Genomic DNA, 23,295 nt, shown 5'->3' with positions numbered 1-23,295 from the left:
AGAGGCGCATCACCGCGCAGATCAACTGGAGCCGGATGATGAAGCCTGCGATGATTGGTGCGCTATTGGCCGGAGTGATGTTCGCAGGCGCGCCCGGCGCGGCGCAGAGCGTCGGGGTTCCGGTGGTGCGCGCAAGCCCCACCCCGGCACCCGCCCCGTCCGGCACGTCGATCATCCCGGTTGCGCCGGGGCAGGAGCGGCTGGCCCGCGCCATCGCCAATCTCGAAGCGCTGCGGCAGGGCCGCCGGTTCACCAGCGACCTTTCGCCCGAGGAATTGCAGGACGTGCTCGAACTCGATCGCACCGCGCGCAGCGGGACGCTGGGCGATAACCGCTCCTTCGTCCAGCAATGCATCGATGATGAAGTGCGCCGCAACGGCGGGCGGCCATCGCGGCTGGCATGGGGGGTGATCCGGCTCAAGTGCCAATAGGCACTGCGGACTTGCACGCAGGCCGCGTTGCTGGAAAAAGACGCGGCGCATGATCTTGCTCCTCTCCCGCCTCGCCGCGCATGTGCTGGCAATTGCTGCTCTCTTGTGGAGCCCGGCCGCCTTTGCCGAGGTGCAGATCCACTTCCATTCGTTCAACGGATCGGTGCTGTGGGGGCGCTATCCGCACGCCTTCGTCGTAATCGACGGCACCCTGAAGGCCAACGGCAAGGCCGTGAACGAGACTTACGGCTTCACCCCCAAATCCGTTGCCGCAGCCGCGACCCAAGACTGGGTCGAACACATGGTGGAGGGCGAGGACGAGAAATATGTGCGCTCTACCAACCGCCATTTCTCGATCACTCTGACCGACGAGCAATATTACGATGTCATCCGCGAAGTGCGCAAATGGAGCATGGAGCCGGGCAAGCGCTACAGCCTGAGCGAGCGCAACTGCATCCACTTTGTCGGGAGGATGGCGAGCATCCTGGGCGTGAGGGTGGATTACCCCGAAGACATGATGCGCCGCCCGAAGAAGTGGCTCAATCACATTGTCGCGATGAACCCGCAATTGCGCGCGAAGCAGCTGTGACAAAATAGGGGGAGGAAAACGCCTGCGCGCTTGCCATGCCGCGGCCTGTGTTCAATCACTCCTCCCATGGCGATTCTCTCCGATAAATGGATCCGCACCCAGGCGCTCGAACATGGCATGATCGAGCCTTTCGTCGAAGCCCAGCGACGCGACGGGGTGATCTCCTATGGGCTCTCGTCCTACGGCTATGACGCGCGGGTCGCGCCCGAGTTCAAGATCTTCACCAATGTCGACAGCTCGGTGGTTGATCCCAAGCAGTTCGATCCGAAGAGCTTCGTCGATCGCGAGACCGATGTCTGCATCATCCCGCCCAATTCCTTCGCGCTCGCCCGCACGGTGGAGTATTTCCGCGTGCCGGAAGACGTGCTGGTGATCTGCCTCGGCAAATCGACCTACGCGCGCTGCGGGATCATCGTGAACGTCACGCCCTTGGAGCCGGGCTGGGAAGGCCATGTGACGCTGGAGTTCTCGAACACCACGCCGCTGCCTGCGAAAATCTACGCCAACGAGGGTGCGTGCCAGTTCCTGTTCCTCAAGGGCAATGAACGCTGCGAGACGAGCTACAAGGACCGCGCGGGCAAATATATGGGCCAGCGCGGCGTGACGCTGCCCAGATTATAGGCCCTTGCGCCCGAAGCCCGTCGCACCCCGCAATGCCGGACGCATGACCGGCGCAGGCCGCACGGCAACGGGAGACTGATACACAGGCACAGGCGCAGGCGCAGCAGCTTCGACCGGGGCTGGCGGCGGTTCGGAAACCCGCGCATCCCCCTGCGGCCCGAGCTCTGCCAAGCTGCGCTGCAGCCGTTCCTCGAAGGTGCCCTGATCGGCTCTACGGTTACGCCGACGCTGGTCCTCCTCTTCGTCGTCGTCACCACCTTCATAGGTGATCCAGCCGTCGGTCAGGTATTCGACAACGGATGAGACGGCCTCGTCCTTGGCCTCGTCCTTCACGAATTCGGTGAGGTTTTGGAGGAACGTCGGCTTGGGCTCGCGCTCGCGATCGTTGCTCTCGTCATCCTGCGCCTTGCGCGACGTCCAGAAATCCATCAGCCCGTGCTCCTGCGTGGCCTTTCGCGTCGCTGCACGTTAAAGCCGAGAAGTTGCCAAGCCGCTAAGCGGTGCAAACCGACCGAAACCAGAAGAGAGCATTGCGATGACCACACCCCGCGAATTCGACATCATCGTCTATGGCGCCACCGGCTACACCGGCCGCCTTGTCGCCGAATATCTCGCTAGCCACTATGGCAACCGCGCGGACGGGCCGAAGTGGGCGATGGCGGGCCGCAGCCTCGCCAAGCTGGAAGAGGTGCGCGACCTGATCGGTGCGCCGGCCTCCACGCCGCTGGTGGTAGCAAATGCCGATGAGGACGCTGACCTCGAGGCCATGTGCGCGCGCACCCGGGTCGTCCTCACCACCGTCGGGCCGTACCAGCTCTATGGCGACAAGCTGGTCGCCGCCTGCGTCAAGACCGGCACCGACTATGCCGACCTGTGCGGCGAGCCGGCATGGATGGCAGAGAAGATCGCCGAGCATCAGGCCGCCGCAGAAGCTTCGGGCGCGCGCATCTGTTTCTCGTCGGGGTTTGATTCGATCCCCTTCGATCTCGGCGTGATGATGACCCAGAAGGCCTGCGTCGCAAAGTTCGGCAAGCCCGCCCCGCGCATCCGTGGCCGGGTCCGCGCCATGCAGGGCACCTTCTCGGGCGGCACCGCGGCGAGCCTCGGCGCGACGATGAAGGCGGCGGCGAAGGACATTTCCATCATCAACGTGCTGCGCAATCCCTTCGCGCTTTGCCCCGGTTTCGACGGGCCGGACCAGCCTTCGGGCATGATCCCCTCGTACGAGGACGATCTCGGCAAATGGTCCGCGCCCTTCGTGATGGCACCGATCAACACCAAGAACGTGCACCGCACCAACTTCCTGCTCGGCCACCCCTATGGTGCCGATTTCCAGTATGACGAGATGATGCTGACCAGCCCCGGCGAAGCGGGCAAGGCGGCGGCCAATGCGGCGCTGGAATTCATGAAAAACCCGTTCGGTGCCAAGCCGCCCAAGCCCGGCGAAGGCCCGACCAAGGAAGAACGTGACAACGGCTTCTACGATGTCGTCTTCGTCGCCGACATGGCCGATGGCCAGCGCCTGCAATATGGCGTGAAGGGCCGCTATGATCCGGGTTACGGTTCGACCAGCCGGATGCTCTCGGAAACCGGGATTGCGCTGCTGTCCTGCACCAGGCCGGGCGGTGTCGGCACCCCGGGCGCTTTCCTCGGCGAAGATCTTGTGGCGCGGCTCGAAGAGCACGCCGAGCTGACTTTCGCGGCCGAGGACTGATCATCCGGGCATAAAAAAAGGGGCAGCAGGGATCCCGTCCCGCTGCCCCTTTCTCTGCGACCCTGCCCTGCGACCCGGAGCAGGGGTGTCCAAGTGGTTTCGCGTCAGAAGCTCAGACGCACGCTTGCGCGGAAATTGCGGCCCATCAGCGGCACGAAATCCTTGGTGAAGCTGGCGTGGCGGCGGCCGTTCACGTCGAGGATGTTGTCGGCCGCGATCTGCAGCGTGATGTTGCGGTTGCCTTCCAGCGGACGCCACGCGACCAGCGCGTTGACCATCGTGAAGCCCTCGGTCGGGGTTTCGAAGGCGGTCACGCGGTCCTGATCGTCGAACCACTGGACTTCGCCGCGCACGTCGAAGGCGTCGGTCTGGGCTTCCAGCGCGCCGAGCAGGCTCAGCGGCGGGATGCGCGGCACGGCGGTGCCATCGGCCAACTCGGCCTCGACATAGGAGGCGCTGAGGTCGGTCAGCAGGCGGAAGCCGTCGGTGTCGATCAGCGGGTAGCTGAACTCGGCTTCGATCCCGAAGAAGTCGGCATCCTGCTGGAGATATTCGAACACCGGCAGGTCATCGAGCTCGAACCCGGCTTCCTCGAGGAAGATGTAGTTGTCGAACCACTGGCGATAGACGGTGAGGTTGAAGGTGCCTGCCCCCAGCTGGCCGCGGGCATAGGCTTCAACGCCCCAGGCGCGTTCGACGGTGAGATCGGGGTCACCGATCTCGTAGGCTTGCGTTGCGATGTGCGGGCCGTCCGAGAACAGGTCCTCGGCGCTCGGCGCACGCTCTACGCGCGAGCCGTTGAGGCCGATGCGCACGCCCTCGATCCCTTCATAGACCACGCCGAGCGCGCCCGAGAAGGTGTTGTAGTCGTTCTCTATCCCCAGCGTCTGGGCCTTGACCGTGGTGAATTCGGCGCGCGCTGCCGCTTCAAGCTGGAACGGGCCGGCGCCAAGTTCCTGCAGGGTGAAGATCGCGAACTGATCGGTCAGGTTCGGCGGGACATAGGCTTCCGCGCCGACGGCGAAGAAATCGCGGTGGAGATACTGGATGCCGGTCGAACCGCGCAGCGTCCCGCTCTCGCTCTGCACCAGCTCGGCGCGCGCTTCGATGCTCGTGGAATCGAAGGTGGTGCCGATTTCGTCGCCTTCGAACTCGGTGTGGGTGTAGTCGGAGAAACCGGCCCGCAACTTGAGCCGCTGGAAGGCGCCTTCACCCAGATAGATGTCGCCCTTGAAGTCGGCGCGCAGCTGCTCAAGGCCGATCGTGACCAGCTCCTCGCCCTCTTCCTCGCCCGCGGCAGCCGCGCCTTCCTCGCCATGGTGGTGGCCAGCGCCCGGACGGGTCGGCACGCCGTAGCGCGAATCGTAATAGCCAAGCGATGCCCCGAAGGTGCTCTGGCCGAGGATCAGGCCAAGACCGCCATTGATGGTCCAGTTTTGCGCCCCGCTGTTGGGCACGGTGCCGCGCACACCGGCAGCCTCGCGCAGTTCTTCGGCCTCCTCGAGCTCGCCTTCGGCCTGCTCTTCGGCGGCATCGGCCAGCAGATCGGCGCGCAAGGCCGGTGCGACCTGGAACCCGGCGATCGAGATATCGTCGCTCTTGCGCCACGAACCATCGAGGTGAAGTACAAGGCTCTCGCCCACGCCGACATCAATCGAGGCCGCGCCGGTGCGCATGTTGCTGGCGCTGTCGACCCCGGCAAAGGCATCGAGGTGGAAGCTTTCATCGGGCATGCGCACCGGGATGCGCTTGTCGATCACATTGACTGCGCCGCCGATCGCCTGGCTGCCGTAGAGCAGCACCGCGGGGCCGCGCAGAACCTCGATCCGCTCGACCGTGATCGGATCGATCGTGGTGGCATGGTCAACCGAGGTGTTCGAGACGTCCGAGGTGCCCACCCCGTCCACCAGCACGCGCACACGCTCGCCCTGCTGGCCGCGCAGGATCGGACGGGAGGAGCCGGGGGCGAAGCTGGTGGCGGACACGCCGGGCAGCTTCGCCAGCAATTCGCCGATCTGGCCGGTCACCGCCTGCCGCTGCACGTCGCGCGCTTCGAGCACGCTGGTGCCGGCCAGCACGTCGAGTTCCTTGAGGCCCGCGGCGCTGACGATGATGTTGCCGGTATCGTCGGCTTGGCGGTTGTGCAGATCATCCTCGACCTGCGCTTTCTCGTCAGCCGGTGCAGGCTGGGCTTCGGCGGCATCATCGGCAAGCGCGGGGCTGGCAGTGACCGCAAGGCCAAGCGCAGCGGCCAGCGCGAGACGCGAGGGAGCGAGAGAGGGAATGCGACGCATCGTGGGTATTCCATTTTTATGTGATAACGTATCGTGCAGCTAGCAAGCGCGCCGTCAATTGCAAGCCGGAATCCGTCGAAACGTGCCCTGCGGCCTGACCGGACGCAAAACGGCCCGGACGCTTTCACGCCCGGGCCGTCAGGTCTGTCGTGTCCGGCCGATCAGAAGGTGAAGCGGATACCGCCCGAATAGCGGCGGCCGAAGCGCTCCCACTCGATCGTCAGGTTGTCGGTGAACGGCGTCGGAGTTCCCGAAGCAGTCAGCAGGTTACCCGGTTCGGTAAAGCGACGACCGGGATTGTCGAGCAGGTTCGAGGCGTCGAAATAGACCTCGAAATTCGGCGTGATCGCATAGCGCGCCGAGAAGTCGAGCTCGTCATCTGCCGCCCAGTAGGTATCGCCCGCGTCGGCAAGGTCATTAGATATCCCGTCCAGCCAGGCACTGCGGCGCTGGTACTGGAGGCGGGCCGAGAAGCCGTACTTCTCGTAATAGCCGCCGATATTGTAGACCGTGTCCGACGTGCCCGGCAGGGGCACCTTGCGCGCGGGGATATTCGACGCGGCAAAGGCAGGCTTGGTCACCTCGCTATCGTTGAGCGTCAGGTTGGCGCTGATGCCGAAGCCGCCCATCCATTCGGGCAGACCAAGATCGTCGGTCCAGGGTTCAAGCTGGAGCTGCGCCGCCATTTCCACCCCGTAGATCCGCCCGCTGCCGGCATTGGCGATGCCGGTGAAGATGTAGTCCGAACGGTCCACCCCGCCGATGTTGAGCGCATCGGAATTGAAGGTTCGGCGATCCGTGTAGAGCACGTCGCGCACATCGCGGTAGAAGGCGCCGATCGACAGGAAGCCCTGCGGCACGATGTACCATTCGAGATAGCTGTCGAGGCCCCACGAACGCTCGGGCTTCACCGCCGGGTTGCCGCCCGAGATGGTGAGGTTGGCATCGTTGATCACGACGTTCGGACGCAGCTGGTCATAATCCGCCCGCGCCGCGCCGCTGGTGTAGCCGAAGCGCAGCTTGCCGTTGTCCGAGACGTTGTAATTGAGGTGCAGGCTCGGGAAGAACAGCGTGCGGCTGCTGCCGGCGGTCACCGTCTGATTGGCCGCGCCGATCGTGGCGAGCGCGGTGCCGGTGTTCTCGAGCTTCTCCATGCGCACACCGCCAAGGATGCTGCCCCAGTCATAGCGCAGCGTGCCCATCACGAAACCGGCATAGACACTCTCGCGCACCTTGAAGTTGTCGCCGGTCAGCGGCGCAAAGGCAAAGTTGGCCCGCGCCGCTGCCGCGACCTCGGCCATCCGCTCGGTGTTGAAGTAGCGGAAGGTATAGCCAAGCGGGATCTCGCCCTGGAACGGCAGGTCGATCGCGAAATCATTGTAGTTGGTCGACAGGCCGATCTGCGTGAACTGCGCTGCGGTGTTGAGCAGGATCTGGTTGTTGACCGATTCCTTGGTGCGCTGATCATACTGGAAGCCAGCCTTGAAGGTCGCATCCCCGCCAAGGAAGCCGGTGTCATAAGCGACAATCGCGCGCGCGGTGTAAGCGTCGGTATCGTCCACCGCATCAAGCACGCGCAGCGAGCTGAGCGGCTTGGTGAAGGTGTCGATCGCGGTCACGCCGGTGCCGGCCTGGAAACGGGTCGGGCTGGCGAGTTGCAGCGTGTTGAACAGCTGCACGCGGGCCAGCTGCGGATTGGTGAAGTCATAGGCCACCGTCGGGCGCAGGGTGCGGGTCGAGGGGCTGTTCCACCGCGCTTCGCCGACCACCGAACGATCATCGCGCGAACGGGTGTAATTGCCAAGCCATTCGAACCGGAAGCCGCTGTCGCCGAAGGTGTGCTTGCCTTCGAGCGTCGTGGTGAAGATCGACTGCTCGAACGCGCGCAAGGTCGAACGCTGGTTGATGTCGACGCCGTAGACCGTGCCGGCCAGCGGGGTGTTGCCGATACACACGTCAGCATAGCCGGTGGTGGTCGGCGTGGAGTTGATCGCGGTCGGGCAGGCCGCGGTGTTGGCCACCAGATCGCCCTGACGATCGTCCATGTCGAAGATATAGTTGTCGCGCGCCTCGTCGTCGGTGAAGATCGTGTAGATCGACCGCAGCGAAATCTCGTTGTCGGCATCCGGACGCCAGTCGAGACGGCCCGATACCGACCAGTTCTTGCGGGTCAGGCGGTAGAGCTTGTTCTCGGTCTCGCGCGCCCAGAAGCGGGTGACGCTATCGGGACGCTGATCCTGCGAAACGCGCTCCCAGTCGATCTCGAAATTGTCGGTGACCATGTTGCGTTCGAAATAGCTGCCCGACACGAGCAGGCCGATCTCGCCCAGCCCGCCGACGTCCCAGCGGTCCGAAGCCACAAGGTTGGCTTCATATTCCTTGCGATCGCCCAGTTCGGCCAAGCCGTAACCGGCCTTGCCCAGTACGCGAAGGCCCGAATAGTCGAAGGCCGAACGGGTGACGATGTTGACGTTGCCCGCCACGGTCTCGCCCGGCATGTCCGGCGTCACCGCCTTGCTGACGATGATCATCGAGGCGATCGCGGAAGGGATCGAATCGAAGCGCGCATCGCGGCCTTCGGGGCTGACGATGTTGATCCCGTCGAAGCTCAGCGTGGTCCAGTAGTTGGGCGCGCCGCGCAGGCTGATGTAGCGGGCCTGGCCCTGGTCACGCTCGACCGCGAGACCCGGCAGGCGGCCAGCGGCCTGGGCGATGTTCTGATCGGGCAGGCGGCCGACCGAGTCCGCCGCCGCAACCGTGACGAGATTGTCCGACAGACGCTGGACGCGCAGTGCCGCCGCTTCGGATTCGGCGATCGGACGCTCGCCCGAAACGACAATCTCCTGCGCTTCTTCCGGCTTTTCCTCGGCCGGCGTCTGGCTCTGGGCAAAGGCAGCGTGCGGTACGGCAGCGACGGCAGCGAGCATGAGAGCCTTGTGCGAAATGCGCAGGCGCAGCGATCCGGTGGTGGTCAATGGTTTCCCCTGTGTCTGGATGAATTGCCGCGCCGCTATTGGTGGTGCGTGACACTTTGTTGACGACCGGGGGTTCTGGCGACCTTTCACAAAAAGGTAATAATCGGATTTATCAGCAGATATTTCTGCAATACTGCGGAATCGCGCCAGAAATGGCGTGGGGCTTCGGCGATTGTTTCAGAACGATTACTTGGCGCGCCGGCAATTATTGGGGATGGTGTTGCTGCACAGCATCACCTTTATCGCGCTCGCAGCAAACAGCGCAAAGCCCGCACACGCGGGGCCGCGTGCCGGACAACATGGTTCTGTGGTCTGGAAAATGGAGCGGGCGAAGGGATTCGAACCCTCGACCCCAACCTTGGCAAGGTTGTGCTCTACCCCTGAGCTACGCCCGCTCACTGGCGCTGACAGAAACTTGCGAAAGCGCAGGTTCTGCCGGAGAGGCGGCGCGATTAGCAGCGCCTTGCGCACCCTGCAAGCGCAAATTTGGGGCTGATGGGACTTGATTGCAGCGCCCCTTGCCGCCAGCACAAATGCGCGCTTCACATCCGCCGAAGATGCCCCACATTGGGGCGGCAGACAGAGCCGCGCAGCACAGACAGGAGCAGACCTTGGCCAGCATGGGATTGAGCATCGACGAACAGAAGGCGGTGGAACGCTTCCGCAAGACGGTGGTGGAGCCGTCACAGACGAGCCTCGTCATCCTCGATTTCTGGGCCGAATGGTGCGGGCCGTGCAAGGCGCTCGCTCCGGTGCTGGAGAAGGTCGCGGCCGAATATGCCGACAAGGGCGTGGTGCTGGCCAAGATCAATGTCGACGAGGAACAGTTCATCGCCGCGCAGTTCCAGGTGCGCTCGATCCCGACGGTCTATGCCATGTTCCAGGGCCAGCCGGTCGCCGATCTCACCAATGCCCGCAGCGAATCGCAGTTGAAGGCGACGCTCGACCAGCTGCTCGCCCAGCTGCCGGTGCAGGCCGGCGGCGGCGCTGCGGACGGCGCGCCGCAAGGCCCCTCGCCCGAGGAACTCGCGCAGTTCGTGAAGATGGGCGAGGATGCGCTCGGGGCAGGCGATGCCCAGCGTGCGGCGGGGATCTTTGCCCAGATCACCGAATTCGCGCCCGAGAACGCGCCTGCCCATGCCGGCCTCGTGCGCGCGCTGGTGATGCTGGGCGAAGTCGATCAGGCCCGCCAGGTGATGGAGGTGATCGATTCCGATCCCCGCCTCGCCACCGATGCCGCGATTGCCCCCGCCCGCTCCGCGCTGGAGCTTGCCGGCACCCGCGTCGATGACGGCGAGCTGGCCGCCCTGCGCGCTGCTGCCACCGCCGCACCGGAAAACATGGACGCGCAGTTCGCCTTTGCCGAGGCTGCCTTCGCCGCCGGAGAGCGCGACACCGCCGCCGACACCCTCCTCGCCATGATCGCGGCCGACCGCGAATGGAACGAAGGTGCCGCGCGCGCCAAGCTGCTCAAGATTTTCGAGGCCACAGGGCTCGAGGATGAATGGGTGGTCGGCGTCCGTCGCCGCCTGTCGCGCGTATTGTTCGGATGACGAAACGCCTTTCCATCTTTCCCCTGACCGGCGCGGTGCTGTTTCCCGGGATGCAGCTGCCGCTTCACATCTTCGAGCCGCGTTACCGCGCGCTGGTCGGCGATGCGCTGATTCGCGACCGCCAGATCGCCATGATCCAGCCGCAGCGCCCGCAAGAGGGCGCGCCGCTCTACCGCGTCGGCTGCGTCGGCAAAATCGGCGAGGTGCAGGCGATGGATGACGGGCGCTACAACCTCATCCTTGAAGGCACCACGCGCTTCCGGATGGTGCGCGAGCTGGAGGTGACCACTGCCTTCCGCCAGATCGAGGCCGAGATCATGGACGAGGACGAGGACGAAACCCTCTCCCACGCCCAGCGCGGCGGGTTCGAGCGCGAGGCGCGCCGCTTTGCTGACCGGCAGGGCTATTCGGTCGACTGGGATTCGGTCGCGCGGCTCGATGATCGCTCGCTGATCAACGGCGTCTCGCAGATCGCGCCCTTCGATCCAGCGAGCAAGCAGGCCCTGCTCGAAGCGGAAAACCTCACTGTGCGGTGCGAATTGCTGGTGCAGTTGATGCAGTTCTTCGGCCGCACCGATGGCGACGAGGACATCGTCACGCTGCAATAGGGGCGCGGGGTCTGCGGTTCGCGCCAGCGAACCTTGGTATTACAGCGAGAAGCTGCCCTTCAGCCCGTCGATCACATATTGCGCCGCCAGCGCGGACAGCAGCACGCCCAGCAGGCGGGTGATGACCGCCTCCACCTTGTCGCCCAGCACCCGGATCAGCGGTCCGGCGGCGACCAGCGATGCCGCGGTGATCGCCAGCACCGCCGCCAGCGCGGCCAGCACCTCGATCGATTCCGTCAGCCCATCGGCCTCGTTCATCAGCAGCATGATCGCCGCGATCGCGCCCGGCCCGGCGAGCATCGGCATCGCCATCGGGAACACCGAGACGTCCTCGATCTCGGGTGTCGCCGCGATCTTCTCTGCGCGGCTTTCGCGTCGCTGGGTGCGCTTTTCAAACACCATGTCGAAGGCGATGAAGAACAGCATCAGCCCGCCCGCGATGCGGAACGAGTTGAGCTCGATATGCAGCGCGCTCAGCAATTCCTGCCCGAACAGCGCGAAGATCAGCAGGATGATCGAGGCGATCATGGTCGCGCGCAGAGCCATGGAGCGGGCCTGCGCGGCGCTCGCCCCCTTGGTCAGCCCGGCATAGATCGGCGCACAGCCGGGCGGGTCGATCACCACGAACAGGGTGACAAAGGCGGACAGGAAGAGTTCGGTGAAGATCATGGCAGGCAGTGCTTACTCGGCGGGCGCGGGCGCGGGGACGGGCTTGATGCTTTGCTCGAAAGCGGTGAGCCAGCGGCCCTCGTAGAAGTATTCGGCCGCCGCAAAGCGCGTGCCGTCAGCGCGGTGTTCCCAGCGCCAGCGCAGGGTGCCATCGCGCGACAGGCGGGCATCGGTCTTGCCGTCCTCGCCCACCGGGATCGGCGGCGGCGGCAGAATCTCGCCCCCCCCGCGCGGACAGGAGGCGACCATGCCGAGCACCGCATCCATCGCGGTGACGACGATCCCGCCCTCGGCCTCGACCGGCTTCTTCTTCGGCGGCTGGGGCACGTCGGGGCCGCCCGCGTCGAAGACATAGCGATACTGGCCGTCGCCCTGCCGTTCCCACACTGTGAGGAAATTGCCGACCGTCCCGTCAGGCTCGATCGAGCGCCCCTGGCTGACCGCCAGCGCCCCGTCGCAGCTGACGACGACCGCGCGCGGCTCCCACTGCACCGCCTGGGGCGGATCACTCTGCGTGGCGAGCCAGGGCTCGATAGCGAAGGGGCCGTTGCCGCCGTGGAGCAGCGCGCCGGGGGCGGCGAACATCCGGAAAGCGGTCCACTGCCCCTGCTCGCGCGCGGCGCGGGCAAAGGCGATTTCGGCAGCGACGATCTTGCTCGGCTGGCCAGCCCCGGGCGCGCCGGTCAGCACCCGGTTGATCACGGCCGGCGGCGGACCCTTGGGGCGCGGACTGGCGCAGGCGGAAAGCACGCAGGCGAGCGTTGCGAGCGCCAGCAGACCGCGGGCGCGGGTCACAGCCCCTCCGGCGCAGGCATTCCGGCATGATGGTGGGCGGCGACCAGCGTGTTGCGCAGCAGCACCGCGATGGTCATCGGCCCGACCCCGCCCGGCACCGGCGTGATCGCGCCTGCGACCTCGCGCACTTCGGCCGTGGCGACATCGCCGACGAGCTTGCCCTTTGGACTTTCCTCGGAGGGCGGCAGGCGGTTGATACCGACATCGATCACGGTCGCGCCCGGCTTGATCCAGTCAGCCCGCACCATCTCCGGACGGCCCACCGCGGCCACCACGATATCGGCGCGGCGCACCACTTCGGGCAGGTTCTTCGTGCGGCTATGCGCGATGGTCACCGTGGCGTTGGCATCGACCAGCAGCTGCGCCATCGGCTTGCCGACAATGTTCGAGCGGCCGATCACCACCGCATCCAGCCCCGACAGATCGCCCAGACGATCCTTCAGCAGCATGATGCATCCCAGCGGAGTGCAGGGCACGAAGCCCGTCTGCCCGACGCTCAGCCTACCGGCGTTGATGACGTGGAAGCCGTCTACGTCCTTGTCCGGATTGATCGCGGCGATGATCGCCTGTTCGTGCAGATGGGCGGGGAGCGGCAGCTGGACGAGGATCCCGTCCACCCCTTCGTCCTGATTGAGCCGCTCGATCAGCGAGAGCAGCGCGGCCTCGCTCGTGTCGGCGGGGAGGCGGTGCTCGAAGCTCGCCATGCCGGCCGCCTCGCAGGCCTTGCCCTTGGCGCCGACATAGACCTGGCTTGCCGCGTCCTCACCCACCAGCACCACCGCAAGGCCCGGACGCCGGCCGGCCTGATGCGCGAAAGCCGCCGCGGCCTCGCCCACGCGGGCACGCAGACCCTCGGCAAAGGCCTTACCGTCGATGGTCGCCGCCTGGCTCATCAATAGGCTCCCGCCAGCCCCATCATCACCCGGGTGAGGATCTGCAGGCCAAGGATCAGCACCAGCGGCGAGAAATCGATCGCGCCGGTATTGGGCATGATGTTGCGGATCGGCCGCAGCACCGGTTCGAGCAGGCGGTTGATCGATTCATAGACCTGCCGCAGGAATTCGTTGCCCGGGCTCACCACGTTGAAGGCGAAAAGCAGCCCGATCACGAATTGCACGATGATCAGCATCACCAGCACATTGGTGAGCATCACCAGAATATCGACGAGTACAGCCAATCCTTGCATTGCGATCCGTATCCTGTGCCGGGCGCAGCGCACTGGGGCGCGGCCCTGATGAGGTCCCTGTTGGGCGTATTAGCCTGTTAATACGCCTCGCGCCAGAGAGGAGTTCCCCGCAGGCGGCAGATCAGGCCCGCACCAGCGTGCCCGCACCCCTTGCGGTGAAGAATTCGAGCAGCATCGCGTGGCCCACCCGCCCGTCGAGCACCACCGCTGCCTCGCAGCCCGATTGCACCGCGGTGACGCAGGTTTCGAGCTTGGGCACCATGCCGCCGCGCACCACGCCGTCTTCGCGCAGCTTGGCAATCGCCGCAGGGGTGAGATCGGTGAGGAGCTCCCCATTGGTGCCTAGCACGCCCGGCACGTCAGTCAGCAGGAACAGCCGCGCCGCGCCCAGGGCCGCCGCGATGGCGCCAGCCATGGTATCGGCGTTGATATTGTAGGTCTGCCCGTCCGCGCCCGGGGCGATGGGGGCAATCACCGGGATCATGCCTGCGGCCACCATCGTGTCGATCACCGTGGTATCGACTTCGGCCGGCTCGCCCACGAAGCCCAGATCCACCACCTGTTCGATATTGCTGTCAGGATCGCGGGTGGTGCGGCTGACCTTTTGCGCCGTCACCAGCCCGCCGTCCTTGCCGGAGATGCCGATCGCCTTGCCGCCCGCACCCGCGATCCAGCCGACCAGTTCCTTGTTGATCGCGCCCGACAGCACCATTTCGGCGACCTTGGCGGTGGCCGCATCGGTGACGCGCAACCCGTCGACAAAGGTGCTCTCCACCCCCAGCTTCGCCAGCATCTCGCCGATCTGCGGGCCGCCGCCATGGACCACCACCGGGTTGATGCCGACCGCCTTCAGCAGCACGATATCCTCGGCGAAGTCGCGCGCCGCAGCCGGATCGCCCATCGCGTGACCGCCATATTTCACCACGAAGGTGCGCCCTGCATAGCGCTGGAAATAGGGCAGCGCCTCGATCAGCACTTCTGCTTTCGAGAGATCGGGAAGGCTCCCTGCTGCGGTGCCGGATGTCGTATCAGTCACAGGCGTATCGTGTCCTCGGGCCATCGGCGGCGATGCGCCGCATCCCGCGTGCCCTAGCGCCTTCGCCGCGCAGTGCAAGACGGCGCGGGGCAGCCCGGGCAGCGCCTGCATCAAAGCCCTATGGTTTACAGCCGCTTGATGTTACGCTGTCTGCAGACGAGGTGAGCATGGCGAACGACAACTCCGACACCACCCCCACCGGCGACGACCGTCGCAAGGATGACCGGCGCAAGGCGCAGGAGCCGATGGAGGGCGCAGACCGCCGCAAGGGCCAGCGCCGTTCAGGCGAGGACCGCCGGACGACACCGCGCAGTTTGCGCTTGTTTCTCAAGGGGGGAGCGGACGGCGCATCGCCTCATGCGCCGCCCGCCCAAGCCTGTTCAGGCGGGCGCGGGGTTGCCTTCCTCGGCCTCGATCATCGCCGCGATTTCATCCAGCAGGTGGAGCCTTTCGCGCTTCAGACCTTCCAGCCGCTCGTCGCTGGCGGCGTCGATTTCGGCGGCGATGCGGTGGATTTCGCGGTTCACCGCATGATGCCGGTCGGCCAGCTGGACGAAGTGGGGATTGCCGATCTTCAAGCGGTGAAGCACCTCGGCATCCTGCGGAAACTCGTCGTGCAATTCGTGCGGCGTATGTGCGGACATGGTGATCTCCCGTGGTTTCGAGGGAGAGCCTAGGAGTTGTTGCCAAGCGGGTATTTGAGCGAGGTCAAATCGCACCCATCAGGGGGTCAAACCGGGGCTAGAGGGGGTCTAGCGGGGGTCTGGAAGGGGCCTGAAACCGGCTGTTTTTGAGGTAAGCTACTGATTTTACACAAACCGGCCATGTTTCACGCGGAAAAAACATCGCGCAGGGCGGTTTTGCTGCTCTCTCGTAGTCCCCCGACCTGCGGTAGGAAAGCCGCGCAGCGCTCCCTCAGGCCGGATCGAGCGCCGCGGCAAGGCTCGCGAAATCCGCGTGCCCCGTCACCGGAGCGATCCGCTCGGCCCACATGGCGTCGATCTTTTCGGCAATCACGGGCGGCACCGCGCCCGCATCGCTGGCGACCGCCTGCACCTTGCTCGAATCGCTCGCCGCCGGAACCCCGATCCGCTCCTCCAGCACCTTGCAGAACATCGCATCGTCGAAGCGGTCCTTGTGCGCGTGCATGAAATCGCGCGAAGTCATGTCGAGCACGATCGCCGCCTGTTCCGGCGTCAGCGACAGGCCGAGGAACTCCGTCATGCGCGCGATCATCGCCGCGCGGTTCTTCGCGGCCCAGCGATAGGTGGCGAGCAGCGTATCGGGCGCGTCGGCCCGCGCATACCAGCTCAGCAAATGGGTTGCATAATCGCACCCGCCCGGCCCGCCGCCCAGCCACATGGGGTAGAAGTCCTCGATCGGGATGCTGCCCGGCTCGATATGCCAGCCATCAAGGAAGCGATAATAGGAGACGAAGGTCTCCTTGGGATCGCGCAGGGTGACGATGAAGCGGGCGCCCGAGGGCAGGCGCTCGTATTCGCGGTGCGACTTGAAGCCGCGGGGCTGCGCACGCTGGGCGACATTCATGTCGAAATCGAGCGGGAGCGCGGTGTCTTCCCACGGGGTCATGCGGGAGATATCGTCGAAGTCCATGTCCCCCGCGCCGGTTGCCGCCACCATGCGGATCTGGTGGAACATCTGCTGCATCAGCGTGGTGCCGCTCTTGGCCCAGGAGGTGATGTAGACATCGCCGGGCTGCGTTACGAGCGGCCGGAAGTGGACCTGCGGCGCGCCAGCATAGAGCGCCCCCATGTTGAGCGCGGCTTCCTCAAGCGTACGCGCGCGGCGATTGAGTGGCCCCGGCATGATGTGTCTCCCCCCAGTGCGCGTAGGCTTGCGCGCCTGCGCTCCTGCTCCCCGCGGGGGAGTGTGGCATGTGTTGGGGAGTTTGCCCACCCTCGGGGTTTATTGGCGCTGATATCCCCCCTCCCGCTTGCGGGAGGGGTTAGGGGTGGGCCCTTCTTGATCTCCCGCACCCATAGGCATAAGCTTTTGAAATGCCGACCTGGAAGCCCCGCAATACGATCCGCGCCCGGTCGCTCCGGCATGCGGTGACACCGGCCGAGTGGGCCTTGTGGGCCTACCTGTCGCGCAGCCAGCTCGGCGCTAAGTTCAGCCGCCAGATGCCACTCGGCCCGTTCTTCGCGGACTTTCTATGCCGGGAATTGTCGCTGGTGATCGAACTTGACGGGTTCAGCCACGATGTCGCGCCGGAACGCGATGTGGCGCGCAACGCATGGATGGCAGAGCATAGCTACACCGTGCTGCGTATCGCCAATGCCGATGTTCACGCGAATATCGAGGGCGTGGTCACGATGATCAGGGCGGAGGTGGAGCGGCTGCGGGCGTCAAGGTAAAGTGCCCACCCCTAGCCCCTCCCGCAAGCGGGAGGGGGGTAATTGGGCCAACCTACTCCGCAGCCTCAGCCCCGAACAGCCCGGCTTCGGCCACCACGGCCTCGTCCTCGTTGACCGCCTTCGCCTTCTGGCGCTTGTCAAACGACGACCACACGGTGTTCCAGTCGCCGCGGGTGGCGCCCTTCGAGTACTCGGTCGCGCGGGTTTCGAAGAAGTTTGCGTGCTCCACGCCGTTCAGCAGCGGGGCGAGCCAGGGCAAGGGGTGGTCCTCGATCATGTAGATCTCTTGCAGGCCCAGCTGCTTCAGGCGCCAGTCGGCGATGTAGCGGATGTAGCGCTTGATTTCCTTGGCGCTCATGCCGTTCACCGGGCCCATTTCGAAGGCGAGATCGATGAAGTTGTCCTCCAGACGCACGGTCTTCTGGCAGATGTCGATCAGGTCTTCCTTCACCGCCTTGGTGAGGCACTGGCGCTCCTCGCAGAAGGTGTGGAACAGCTTGATGATGCCTTCGCAGTGCAGCGATTCATCGCGCACCGACCAGCTGACGATCTGGCCCATGCCCTTCATCTTGTTGAAGCGCGGGAAGTTCATCAGCATCGCGAAGGAGGCGAACAGCTGGAGCCCTTCGGTAAAGCCGCCAAAGGCTGCGAGCGTGCGGGCGATATCCTCGTCCGTGTCGACCCCGAACTGGTTCAGGAAGTCGTGCTTGTCCTTCATTTCCTCATATTCGAGGAAGGCCGAATATTCCGCCTCGGGCATGCCGATGGTGTCGAGCAGGTGCGAGTAGGCCGCGATGTGCACCGTCTCCATGTTGGAGAAGGCGGCGAGCATCATCTTCACTTCGGTGGGCTTGAACACCCGGCCGTAGTTTTCGTGATAGCAGTTCTGCACCTCGACATCGGCCTGGGTGAAGAAGCGGAAGATTTGCGTCAGCAGGTTGCGCTCGTTCTCCGAGATCTTCTGCGCCCAGTCGCGGCAATCCTCGCCCAGCGGCACTTCTTCCGGCATCCAGTGGATCTGCTGCTGGCGCTTCCAGAAGTCATAGGCCCAAGGGTACTGGAAGGGCTTGTAGGTGGAGCGGGCTTCGAGCAGCGACATCGGCGGTTTCCTTCAATTGGATGTCTTCAGGGCCAATATAGGCATTTGTCAGTTACGGTGCGAGCCGCGCGATGGATTCACGCGCGGGCCGCGAAATTGGTCAGGGCGCGTAGGCGATCAGCACGTAGAGGCAGAAAGGCGCGAACATGGTGATCAGCGCGATGTGGATCATCGCGGCGTTGTGGGCGTGACCGGGGACATCGCGGCGCAGTTCGCGCACGGCGTTGAAGCCGAACACGGCGCAGACCAGAAGTCCGAAAATCCCCAATCCGAACGGCAAACTCATGCGCGGCACCCCCCTTTGCGCGTATTCCCGAGGCGGCGGAGGCTGACGCGTCTGCCGCGCCGCGCCCCCGCGCCTGCTCCGCCTACTGGCAGCTCAGGCATTCCTCGTAATCGGTTTCGGCGCTCAGTTCGATCTTGGGCGCTTCGGGCGTGTTGTCCGCCTCCACCCCGCCGACGAAGCCGGCGCGCTGCACAGACTTGGAGCGCAGGTAGTAGAGCGACTTGATGCCCTTTTCCCACGCCTGGTAGTGCAGCATCATCAGATCCCACTTGTCGACATCGGCGGGGATGAACAGGTTCAGCGACTGGGCCTGATCGATGAAGGGCGTGCGGTCGGCCGCGAATTCGAGCAGCCAGCGCTGGTCGATCTCGAAGCTGGTCTTGTAGACCGCCTTTTCCTCCGGCGTCAGGAAGTCGAGGTGCTGCACCGAACCGCCGCGTTCGAGGATCGAGTTCCACACGTTGGTCGAGTTCTTGGCCTTCTTCTCGAGCAGCTTTTCCAGATACGGATTGCGCACGATGAAGCTGCCCGAGAGGGTCTTGTGGGTGTAGATGTTGGCCGGGATCGGCTCGATGCAGGCCGAGGTGCCGCCGCAGATGATCGAGATCGACGCGGTCGGCGCGATCGCCATCTTGCAGCTGAACCGCTCCATCGCGCCCATGTCAGCGGCATCGGGGCACGGCCCGCGCTCCTGCGCCAGCAGCATCGAGGCTTCCGATGCCTTGGCGTGGATATGCTTGAACATCTTGAGGTTCACAGCCTTGGCCATCGCGCTTTCCATCGCGATGGCCTTCTGCTGCAAGTAGGAGTGGAAGCCCATCACCCCGAGGCCGACCGAACGCTCGCGCGCGGCAGAATACTTGGCGCGGGCCATCTCGTCCGGCGCGCGGTCGATATAGTCCTGCAGCACGTTGTCGAGGAAGCGCATCACGTCCTCGATGAACTGCTTGTCGCCGTTCCACTCGTCCCAGGTTTCGAGGTTGAGCGAGGAGAGGCAGCACACCGCGGTGCGATCATTGCCGAGGTGGTCGATCCCGGTCGGCAGGGTGATTTCCGAGCACAGGTTCGAGGTCGAGACCTTGAGGCCGAGATCGCGGTGATGCTTGGGCATCATGCGGTTTACGGTGTCGTTGAAGACGATGTAGGGCTCACCCGTGGCAAGGCGGGTTTCGACCAGCTTCTGGAACAGCGAGCGGGCATCCACCGTGCCGCGCACCGAGCCGTCCTTGGGGCTCTTCAGTTCGAACTCGGCGCCTTCGCGCACGGCTTCCATGAACTCGTCGGTGACGAGCACGCCGTGGTGCAGGTTCAGCGCCTTGCGGTTGAAGTCGCCGCTCGGCTTGCGGATTTCGAGGAACTCCTCGATCTCCGGGTGCGAGATGTCGAGATAGCACGCGGCCGAACCGCGGCGCAGCGAGCCCTGCGAGATCGCCAGCGTGAGGCTGTCCATCACGCGCACGAAGGGAATGATGCCGCTGGTCTTGCCGTTGAGGCCGACCGGCTCGCCGATGCCGCGGACATTGCCCCAATAGGTGCCGATGCCGCCGCCCTTCGAGGCCAGCCACACGTTCTCGTTCCAGGTGCCGACGATGCCTTCGAGGCTGTCCGACACCGAATTGAGGTAGCACGAGATCGGCAGGCCGCGATTGGTGCCGCCGTTCGAGAGCACCGGGGTCGCCGGCATGAACCACAGGTTCGAGATGTAGTCGTAGAGCCGCTGGGCGTGATCCTGATCGTCGGCATAGGCATCGGCCACGCGGGCGAAGAGGTCCTGATAGACCTCGCCGGGCAGCAGGTAGCGATCGGTCAGGGTGTCCTTGCCGAATTCGGTCAGGCGATCATCGCGGCTCGCATCGGTGACGATGGTAAAGCGGCGATCATTGACCTTCTTGCTGTCGGTCCCAGAGGCATTGGCGGCCGCTTCCTTGGCCGCCTCGACCATCGCGCCGGCCAGCGCCTCGGTCGCCTTGGCGGCGATCAGCGCGTCCGAACCTGCATCACTCGTCTTCATGGTCACGGCTTTCTTTTCCTTCACCGGCGCTGTCACGCCCGTCCCTGTCACGGCATCATTGAGCACTTCGTCTGTCACGCCGTCGCCTGCCTTGAATTCCATCGCTTGCCCCACTTGTGTCCCCCGAATCACAACCCGGCACAAGGCCAATGTTCCGATTCTGTTCTATACAGGACGATCCACAGACTGGCCAACAGGATGTCCCCAAGGGGGTCCACAGGCTGCGCTGCTTTCGCCTCCCGACGCGCCCCGGATAAGCCCCCCGATCCGGCGACTCTTCCCCCGAGGCCCCGGTTGAGGGGAGAGGGAAAATCACCAAGGCTTGGGGGTCCGATTTGCGCCGAACCACTAGATGATGAATCAGGCCGCAGGTCCCGTCAACGGGGGATTAATCACCTAGTTACCATTCCGGGGCCGTCATCACCCCGTCACAAACCCGCGACGCGTGGACAAAGCTTGAGTCGCGGACCCTGCAAGCCCCAAATTGAATCTGTGAAGAAAAATATGGGGAGTGAATCATTCGAATCCACCCGTGAATCTTTTGCATGCGCGGCCGCATGATTGTTGCGTCCGGCAGGGGTCTGCTGCGTCAGTGCGCTGCCAGCGCGGCGATCACGTCATCGGTCGGATGATCGGCAAGATCCTTGTCGATTTCCGCCACCAGCCTTGCCCTGACCGCGCGGCCATAGGCCTTGCGCATCTCGCCCAGCGTGTGCGGCGCGGCGACGACCACGATTCCCGCATCGGGCCGGGCGACCGCCGCATCTTCGAGAACCGCCGCGGCGTGGTGCGCAAAGGCATCCTCGGCCAGCCGGTGCCTGTCGGTTTCCTCGTAACTGCTGCGCGCCGCGCCGGTGCTGGCGAAGCTGCGGCCGGGGGCATCCGTGCCCTGTTCATGCGCCGGGGGATTGTCCTGCCGTTCGGACAGGAGGGTTTCAAGGACGGGGTATGTCGCATCCCCTTCGTTGCGGAAGAGGAGCAGTTTCGCTCCGTCCGCAACCATCACCAGCGTGCCGTGTTCGACCTTCATCTGCCTGTCCTTCCAGACTTGCCGACCCGGTTGTGCGACGCCTTTCTCCCGGTTCGGGAGACAGGCTCCATCATAGCAGAAATCCGGCCGCGAATAAGCCTTTTGCGGCGTCCACCCGATGATCGCCAAGGCGCCCAAAAGCTTGCGCTTTTCCTAAAGCGCGCTCGCGGATGCCGCCTAGGCCGGGGTGGCGAAGCGTTAGACCGCCCTGCCCTATGCGTCTCGCCCCGAACGAGAACCGCACCGGACGCCCATGAATATCCAGCAGATCAGCCGTAAAGCCGGGATCGCCCTTGTCGCCCTGCTTGCCGTCGTCATCGCGCTCAGCGGTTTCGGCATCAACCAGATCCGCTTCGGCGGCGAGATGCACCGCGTGAACCAGCAGCTCAACGATTTCAACGCGGATATCCTGCCGCCGCCGTCCTATCTGGTCGAATCCTACATGATCGCCAATCTCCTCGTGCGCGCGCCGGGCAAGGCTGATGCCTATGCCGAAAAGCTCGCCGCGCTGAAGGCCGACTGGCGCAAACGGGCCGATCACTGGGCCGCCTCGGATCTCGATGCGAATCTCAAGCAAGGCCTGGCGCTCACGGTGTCGCAGGACGGCGAGGCCTTCTGGCAGATCGCCGAGCAGCGCCTGATCCCCGCCGCGCGCGCGGGCGACGGGGCCGCCCAGCAGCAGGCGATGGCCGAACTCGACACGGTCTACGAACGGCACCGCGAGCGGATCGACGCGCTGGTCACCGGCGCGGCGCGGCACCAGAGCGATCTCGCCCAGAGCGCCGAATGGACCCTCACCACCATCGCCGGCTTCCTCTCGCTGGCGGTGCTGATCGTGTTTGCCGGAGTGGCGGCGGCGATCACGCTGCTGCGCCGCAAGGTGATCGAACCGCTGGTCAGCACCGCCGATACGATGGAGCGCATGGCCGGCGGCGATCTCGACGCGGGCCGCCGGATCGAGCACGACAACAACGAGATCGGCACCATGACCCGCGCGATCGAGACCTTCCGCAAGAGCGCGATTGCAGCGCGCGAGGCCGATCAGGAGCGCCGCCGCGTGGTGGGGGTGCTGCGCGATCGGCTGACGGCGATGGCTTCGGGCGATCTCGATCACCCGATCCAGGAATATTTCGCGGAAGACTACAAGGGCATCCGCATGGACTTCAACCAGGCCCAGGCCGCGCTCAAGGAGCTGATTCTCTCCGTGGTCGGCTCGGCGCAGGAAATCCATCACAGCGCGGGCGATGTGAACGAGGCCGCCGCCGACCTGTCGGAGCGCACCGCGCGGCAGGCGGCGACGCTGGAAGAATCGGCGGCCGCCTTGCAGCAGACCAACCAGACCATCCAGTCGAGCTCGGAACTGGCGCAGCAGACCAATGCTGAAGTCGCGCTGGCGCGTCAGAACGCAGCGCGCAACCGCGAGATCGTGGAGTCGGCGGGCGAGGCCATGGCGCAGATCCAGGCCTCCTTCACCGAAGTCGGCAACATCACCAACATGATCCAGAACATCGCCTTCCAGACCAATATCCTCGCGCTCAATGCCGGGGTGGAGGCGACCCGCGCGGGCGAGGCGGGCAAGGGCTTCGGCGTGGTCGCCACGGAAGTGCGCGCGCTGGCGCAGCGGTCCTCTGAAGCGGTGACCGCGATCCAGCAGCTGATGGCCAAGAGCGCCGAGAGCATCGCCAATGGCTCGCAGCAGGTCGCCTCATCGGGCAATGCCTTGCGCGACATGGTGGAGATCATCGACCGCGTCGGCCAACGGGTGGAACAGCTGGCCGAGGCCTCGCAGGCGCAGGCGAGCAGCCTCAACGAGGTGGACGCGGCGATCTCGAGCCTCGAACACGCCACCCAGCAGAACGCCGCCATGGCCGAGGAATCGAGCGCGGCGAGCGAAATGCTCAAGCAGGAAGTGGACCGCCTGACCGAACGCACATCGCTGTTCACCGGCGTAGGCCGCAGCGGGAGCGGCGGGAGCGGCGGGAGCGCGGCGACCCCCGTCGATCTCAGGCTCTACGGCTAG

The 23,295-nt window shown here is 65.0% G+C and carries 22 protein-coding genes and 1 tRNA gene; 8 read left to right on the top strand and 15 right to left on the bottom strand.

Going from position 1 to position 23,295, the window contains the following annotated elements:
* Window positions 1-35: 35 nt before the first annotated feature.
* From RSE14_RS11300 to dcd, 3 genes are all read left to right on the top strand, one after another.
* Window positions 36-431 carry a hypothetical protein gene (locus RSE14_RS11300; protein ID WP_324073728.1) on the top strand — a complete coding sequence of 132 codons (396 nt, stop codon included), beginning with the start codon at window positions 36-38 and terminating at the stop codon, window positions 429-431.
* Window positions 432-480: 49 nt separating this feature from the next.
* Window positions 481-1,020, top strand: coding sequence for a hypothetical protein (locus RSE14_RS11295; protein ID WP_324073725.1), 540 nt, complete (start codon window positions 481-483; stop codon window positions 1,018-1,020).
* A gap of 66 nt (window positions 1,021-1,086) precedes the next feature.
* On the top strand, window positions 1,087-1,641 hold the full coding sequence (gene dcd / locus RSE14_RS11290; RefSeq protein WP_324073722.1) for a dCTP deaminase: 555 nt from the start codon (window positions 1,087-1,089) through the stop codon (window positions 1,639-1,641).
* Here the strand turns inward: dcd and RSE14_RS11285 are convergent.
* The gene (locus tag RSE14_RS11285) at window positions 1,636-2,070 is read right to left on the bottom strand and encodes a hypothetical protein (RefSeq protein WP_324073720.1); all 435 of its coding nucleotides are present in this window, start codon (window positions 2,068-2,070) and stop codon (window positions 1,636-1,638) included. The genes dcd and RSE14_RS11285 overlap by 6 nt on opposite strands.
* 106 nt (window positions 2,071-2,176) lie before the next feature.
* On the opposite strand from RSE14_RS11285, the gene RSE14_RS11280 reads away from it, so the two are divergent.
* Window positions 2,177-3,355, top strand: coding sequence for a saccharopine dehydrogenase family protein (locus RSE14_RS11280; protein ID WP_324073717.1), 1,179 nt, complete (start codon window positions 2,177-2,179; stop codon window positions 3,353-3,355).
* 104 nt (window positions 3,356-3,459) lie between these two features.
* Here RSE14_RS11280 and RSE14_RS11275 read toward each other — a convergent pair whose 3' ends face one another.
* The 3 genes from RSE14_RS11275 to RSE14_RS11265 form a co-directional block, all read right to left on the bottom strand.
* Window positions 3,460-5,649, bottom strand: coding sequence for a TonB-dependent receptor (locus tag RSE14_RS11275; protein WP_324073716.1), 2,190 nt, complete (start codon window positions 5,647-5,649; stop codon window positions 3,460-3,462).
* Between the two features lie 161 nt (window positions 5,650-5,810).
* On the bottom strand, window positions 5,811-8,624 hold the full coding sequence (locus RSE14_RS11270; protein ID WP_324073714.1) for a TonB-dependent receptor: 2,814 nt from the start codon (window positions 8,622-8,624) through the stop codon (window positions 5,811-5,813).
* A gap of 320 nt (window positions 8,625-8,944) precedes the next feature.
* Window positions 8,945-9,019: transfer RNA gene (locus RSE14_RS11265), tRNA-Gly, on the bottom strand.
* 225 nt (window positions 9,020-9,244) lie between these two features.
* Here RSE14_RS11265 and RSE14_RS11260 point away from each other — a divergent pair.
* Complete coding sequence (locus RSE14_RS11260) at window positions 9,245-10,177, top strand: tetratricopeptide repeat protein (RefSeq protein WP_324073713.1); 933 nt, start codon at window positions 9,245-9,247, stop codon at window positions 10,175-10,177.
* Window positions 10,174-10,785 (top strand): LON peptidase substrate-binding domain-containing protein, encoded by a 612-nt coding sequence (locus tag RSE14_RS11255; RefSeq protein WP_324073712.1) that lies wholly within the window; start codon window positions 10,174-10,176, stop codon window positions 10,783-10,785. The genes RSE14_RS11260 and RSE14_RS11255 overlap by 4 nt, the downstream gene beginning before the upstream one ends.
* A 39-nt stretch (window positions 10,786-10,824) precedes the next feature.
* Here RSE14_RS11255 and RSE14_RS11250 read toward each other — a convergent pair whose 3' ends face one another.
* The 7 genes from RSE14_RS11250 to RSE14_RS11220 form a co-directional block, all read right to left on the bottom strand.
* Entirely contained in the window at window positions 10,825-11,454 is a 630-nt protein-coding gene (locus RSE14_RS11250; protein WP_324073711.1) for a MarC family protein, read from the bottom strand.
* Window positions 11,455-11,466: 12 nt separating this feature from the next.
* Window positions 11,467-12,249: a Cif family virulence factor gene (locus tag RSE14_RS11245; protein WP_324073709.1), complete on the bottom strand. Its 783-nt coding sequence runs from the start codon at window positions 12,247-12,249 to the stop codon at window positions 11,467-11,469.
* Window positions 12,246-13,142, bottom strand: coding sequence for a bifunctional methylenetetrahydrofolate dehydrogenase/methenyltetrahydrofolate cyclohydrolase FolD (gene folD, locus RSE14_RS11240; protein WP_324073707.1), 897 nt, complete (start codon window positions 13,140-13,142; stop codon window positions 12,246-12,248). The genes RSE14_RS11245 and folD overlap by 4 nt, the downstream gene beginning before the upstream one ends.
* Complete coding sequence (locus RSE14_RS11235) at window positions 13,142-13,435, bottom strand: YggT family protein (protein WP_324073705.1); 294 nt, start codon at window positions 13,433-13,435, stop codon at window positions 13,142-13,144. Before RSE14_RS11235 ends, folD begins: the two co-directional genes overlap by 1 nt.
* A 121-nt stretch (window positions 13,436-13,556) precedes the next feature.
* Window positions 13,557-14,471: an acetylglutamate kinase gene (argB, locus tag RSE14_RS11230; protein WP_324073704.1), complete on the bottom strand. Its 915-nt coding sequence runs from the start codon at window positions 14,469-14,471 to the stop codon at window positions 13,557-13,559.
* A gap of 380 nt (window positions 14,472-14,851) precedes the next feature.
* A complete protein-coding gene (locus RSE14_RS11225) occupies window positions 14,852-15,115 on the bottom strand; it encodes an HP1242/YdcH family protein (protein WP_324073702.1) in 264 nt (87 codons plus the stop codon).
* Window positions 15,116-15,386: 271 nt separating this feature from the next.
* Window positions 15,387-16,298 carry a sulfotransferase domain-containing protein gene (locus tag RSE14_RS11220; RefSeq protein WP_324073700.1) on the bottom strand — a complete coding sequence of 304 codons (912 nt, stop codon included), beginning with the start codon at window positions 16,296-16,298 and terminating at the stop codon, window positions 15,387-15,389.
* Between the two features lie 191 nt (window positions 16,299-16,489).
* On the opposite strand from RSE14_RS11220, the gene RSE14_RS11215 reads away from it, so the two are divergent.
* Complete coding sequence (locus RSE14_RS11215; RefSeq protein WP_324073699.1) at window positions 16,490-16,849, top strand: endonuclease domain-containing protein; 360 nt, start codon at window positions 16,490-16,492, stop codon at window positions 16,847-16,849.
* A gap of 52 nt (window positions 16,850-16,901) precedes the next feature.
* Here the strand turns inward: RSE14_RS11215 and RSE14_RS11210 are convergent, their stop codons facing one another.
* The 4 genes from RSE14_RS11210 to RSE14_RS11195 all read right to left on the bottom strand — a co-directional run bounded on the left by RSE14_RS11210 (window position 16,902) and on the right by RSE14_RS11195 (window position 21,275).
* The gene (locus tag RSE14_RS11210; RefSeq protein WP_324073696.1) at window positions 16,902-17,948 is read right to left on the bottom strand and encodes a ribonucleotide-diphosphate reductase subunit beta; all 1,047 of its coding nucleotides are present in this window, start codon (window positions 17,946-17,948) and stop codon (window positions 16,902-16,904) included.
* A gap of 100 nt (window positions 17,949-18,048) precedes the next feature.
* Window positions 18,049-18,234, bottom strand: a complete 186-nt coding sequence (locus RSE14_RS11205) for a hypothetical protein (RefSeq protein WP_324073695.1) — start codon at window positions 18,232-18,234, stop codon at window positions 18,049-18,051.
* 82 nt (window positions 18,235-18,316) lie between these two features.
* The gene (locus RSE14_RS11200; protein ID WP_324073693.1) at window positions 18,317-20,347 is read right to left on the bottom strand and encodes a ribonucleoside-diphosphate reductase subunit alpha; all 2,031 of its coding nucleotides are present in this window, start codon (window positions 20,345-20,347) and stop codon (window positions 18,317-18,319) included.
* Window positions 20,348-20,834: 487 nt separating this feature from the next.
* A complete protein-coding gene (locus RSE14_RS11195) occupies window positions 20,835-21,275 on the bottom strand; it encodes a baeRF12 domain-containing protein (RefSeq protein WP_324073691.1) in 441 nt (146 codons plus the stop codon).
* Window positions 21,276-21,528: 253 nt separating this feature from the next.
* Here RSE14_RS11195 and RSE14_RS11190 point away from each other — a divergent pair, with 253 nt between their 5' ends.
* Window positions 21,529-23,295 (top strand): methyl-accepting chemotaxis protein, encoded by a 1,767-nt coding sequence (locus RSE14_RS11190; RefSeq protein WP_324073689.1) that lies wholly within the window; start codon window positions 21,529-21,531, stop codon window positions 23,293-23,295.

The sequence above is a fragment of the Erythrobacter sp. genome (assembly GCF_035194505.1).
GTDB lineage: Bacteria > Pseudomonadota > Alphaproteobacteria > Sphingomonadales > Sphingomonadaceae > Erythrobacter.
The sequence above is the reverse complement of the archived record's forward strand: the minus strand, read 5'-3'. Positions and strand labels throughout refer to the sequence as shown.

Bases quoted from the DNA above. Each gene is read 5' to 3' on its own strand.
- RSE14_RS11220 (WP_324073700.1), bottom strand. From the start codon at position 16,298: ATGCCGGGGCCACTCAATCGCCGCGCGCGTACGCTTGAGGAAGCCGCG.
- RSE14_RS11210 (WP_324073696.1), bottom strand. From the start codon at position 17,948: ATGTCGCTGCTCGAAGCCCGCTCCACCTACAAGCCCTTCCAGTACCCT.
- RSE14_RS11285 (WP_324073720.1), bottom strand. From the start codon at position 2,070: ATGGATTTCTGGACGTCGCGCAAGGCGCAGGATGACGAGAGCAACGAT.
- RSE14_RS11195 (WP_324073691.1), bottom strand. From the start codon at position 21,275: ATGAAGGTCGAACACGGCACGCTGGTGATGGTTGCGGACGGAGCGAAA.
- RSE14_RS11300 (WP_324073728.1), top strand. From the start codon at position 36: ATGATGAAGCCTGCGATGATTGGTGCGCTATTGGCCGGAGTGATGTTC.
- RSE14_RS11190 (WP_324073689.1), top strand. From the start codon at position 21,529: ATGAATATCCAGCAGATCAGCCGTAAAGCCGGGATCGCCCTTGTCGCC.
- RSE14_RS11205 (WP_324073695.1), bottom strand. From the start codon at position 18,234: ATGAGTTTGCCGTTCGGATTGGGGATTTTCGGACTTCTGGTCTGCGCC.
- RSE14_RS11235 (WP_324073705.1), bottom strand. From the start codon at position 13,435: ATGCAAGGATTGGCTGTACTCGTCGATATTCTGGTGATGCTCACCAAT.
- RSE14_RS11275 (WP_324073716.1), bottom strand. From the start codon at position 5,649: ATGCGTCGCATTCCCTCTCTCGCTCCCTCGCGTCTCGCGCTGGCCGCT.
- RSE14_RS11260 (WP_324073713.1), top strand. From the start codon at position 9,245: ATGGGATTGAGCATCGACGAACAGAAGGCGGTGGAACGCTTCCGCAAG.
- RSE14_RS11225 (WP_324073702.1), bottom strand. From the start codon at position 15,115: ATGTCCGCACATACGCCGCACGAATTGCACGACGAGTTTCCGCAGGAT.
- RSE14_RS11200 (WP_324073693.1), bottom strand. From the start codon at position 20,347: ATGGAATTCAAGGCAGGCGACGGCGTGACAGACGAAGTGCTCAATGAT.
- RSE14_RS11250 (WP_324073711.1), bottom strand. From the start codon at position 11,454: ATGATCTTCACCGAACTCTTCCTGTCCGCCTTTGTCACCCTGTTCGTG.
- dcd (WP_324073722.1), top strand. From the start codon at position 1,087: ATGGCGATTCTCTCCGATAAATGGATCCGCACCCAGGCGCTCGAACAT.
- RSE14_RS11295 (WP_324073725.1), top strand. From the start codon at position 481: ATGATCTTGCTCCTCTCCCGCCTCGCCGCGCATGTGCTGGCAATTGCT.
- RSE14_RS11215 (WP_324073699.1), top strand. From the start codon at position 16,490: ATGCCGACCTGGAAGCCCCGCAATACGATCCGCGCCCGGTCGCTCCGG.
- RSE14_RS11255 (WP_324073712.1), top strand. From the start codon at position 10,174: ATGACGAAACGCCTTTCCATCTTTCCCCTGACCGGCGCGGTGCTGTTT.
- RSE14_RS11280 (WP_324073717.1), top strand. From the start codon at position 2,177: ATGACCACACCCCGCGAATTCGACATCATCGTCTATGGCGCCACCGGC.
- folD (WP_324073707.1), bottom strand. From the start codon at position 13,142: ATGAGCCAGGCGGCGACCATCGACGGTAAGGCCTTTGCCGAGGGTCTG.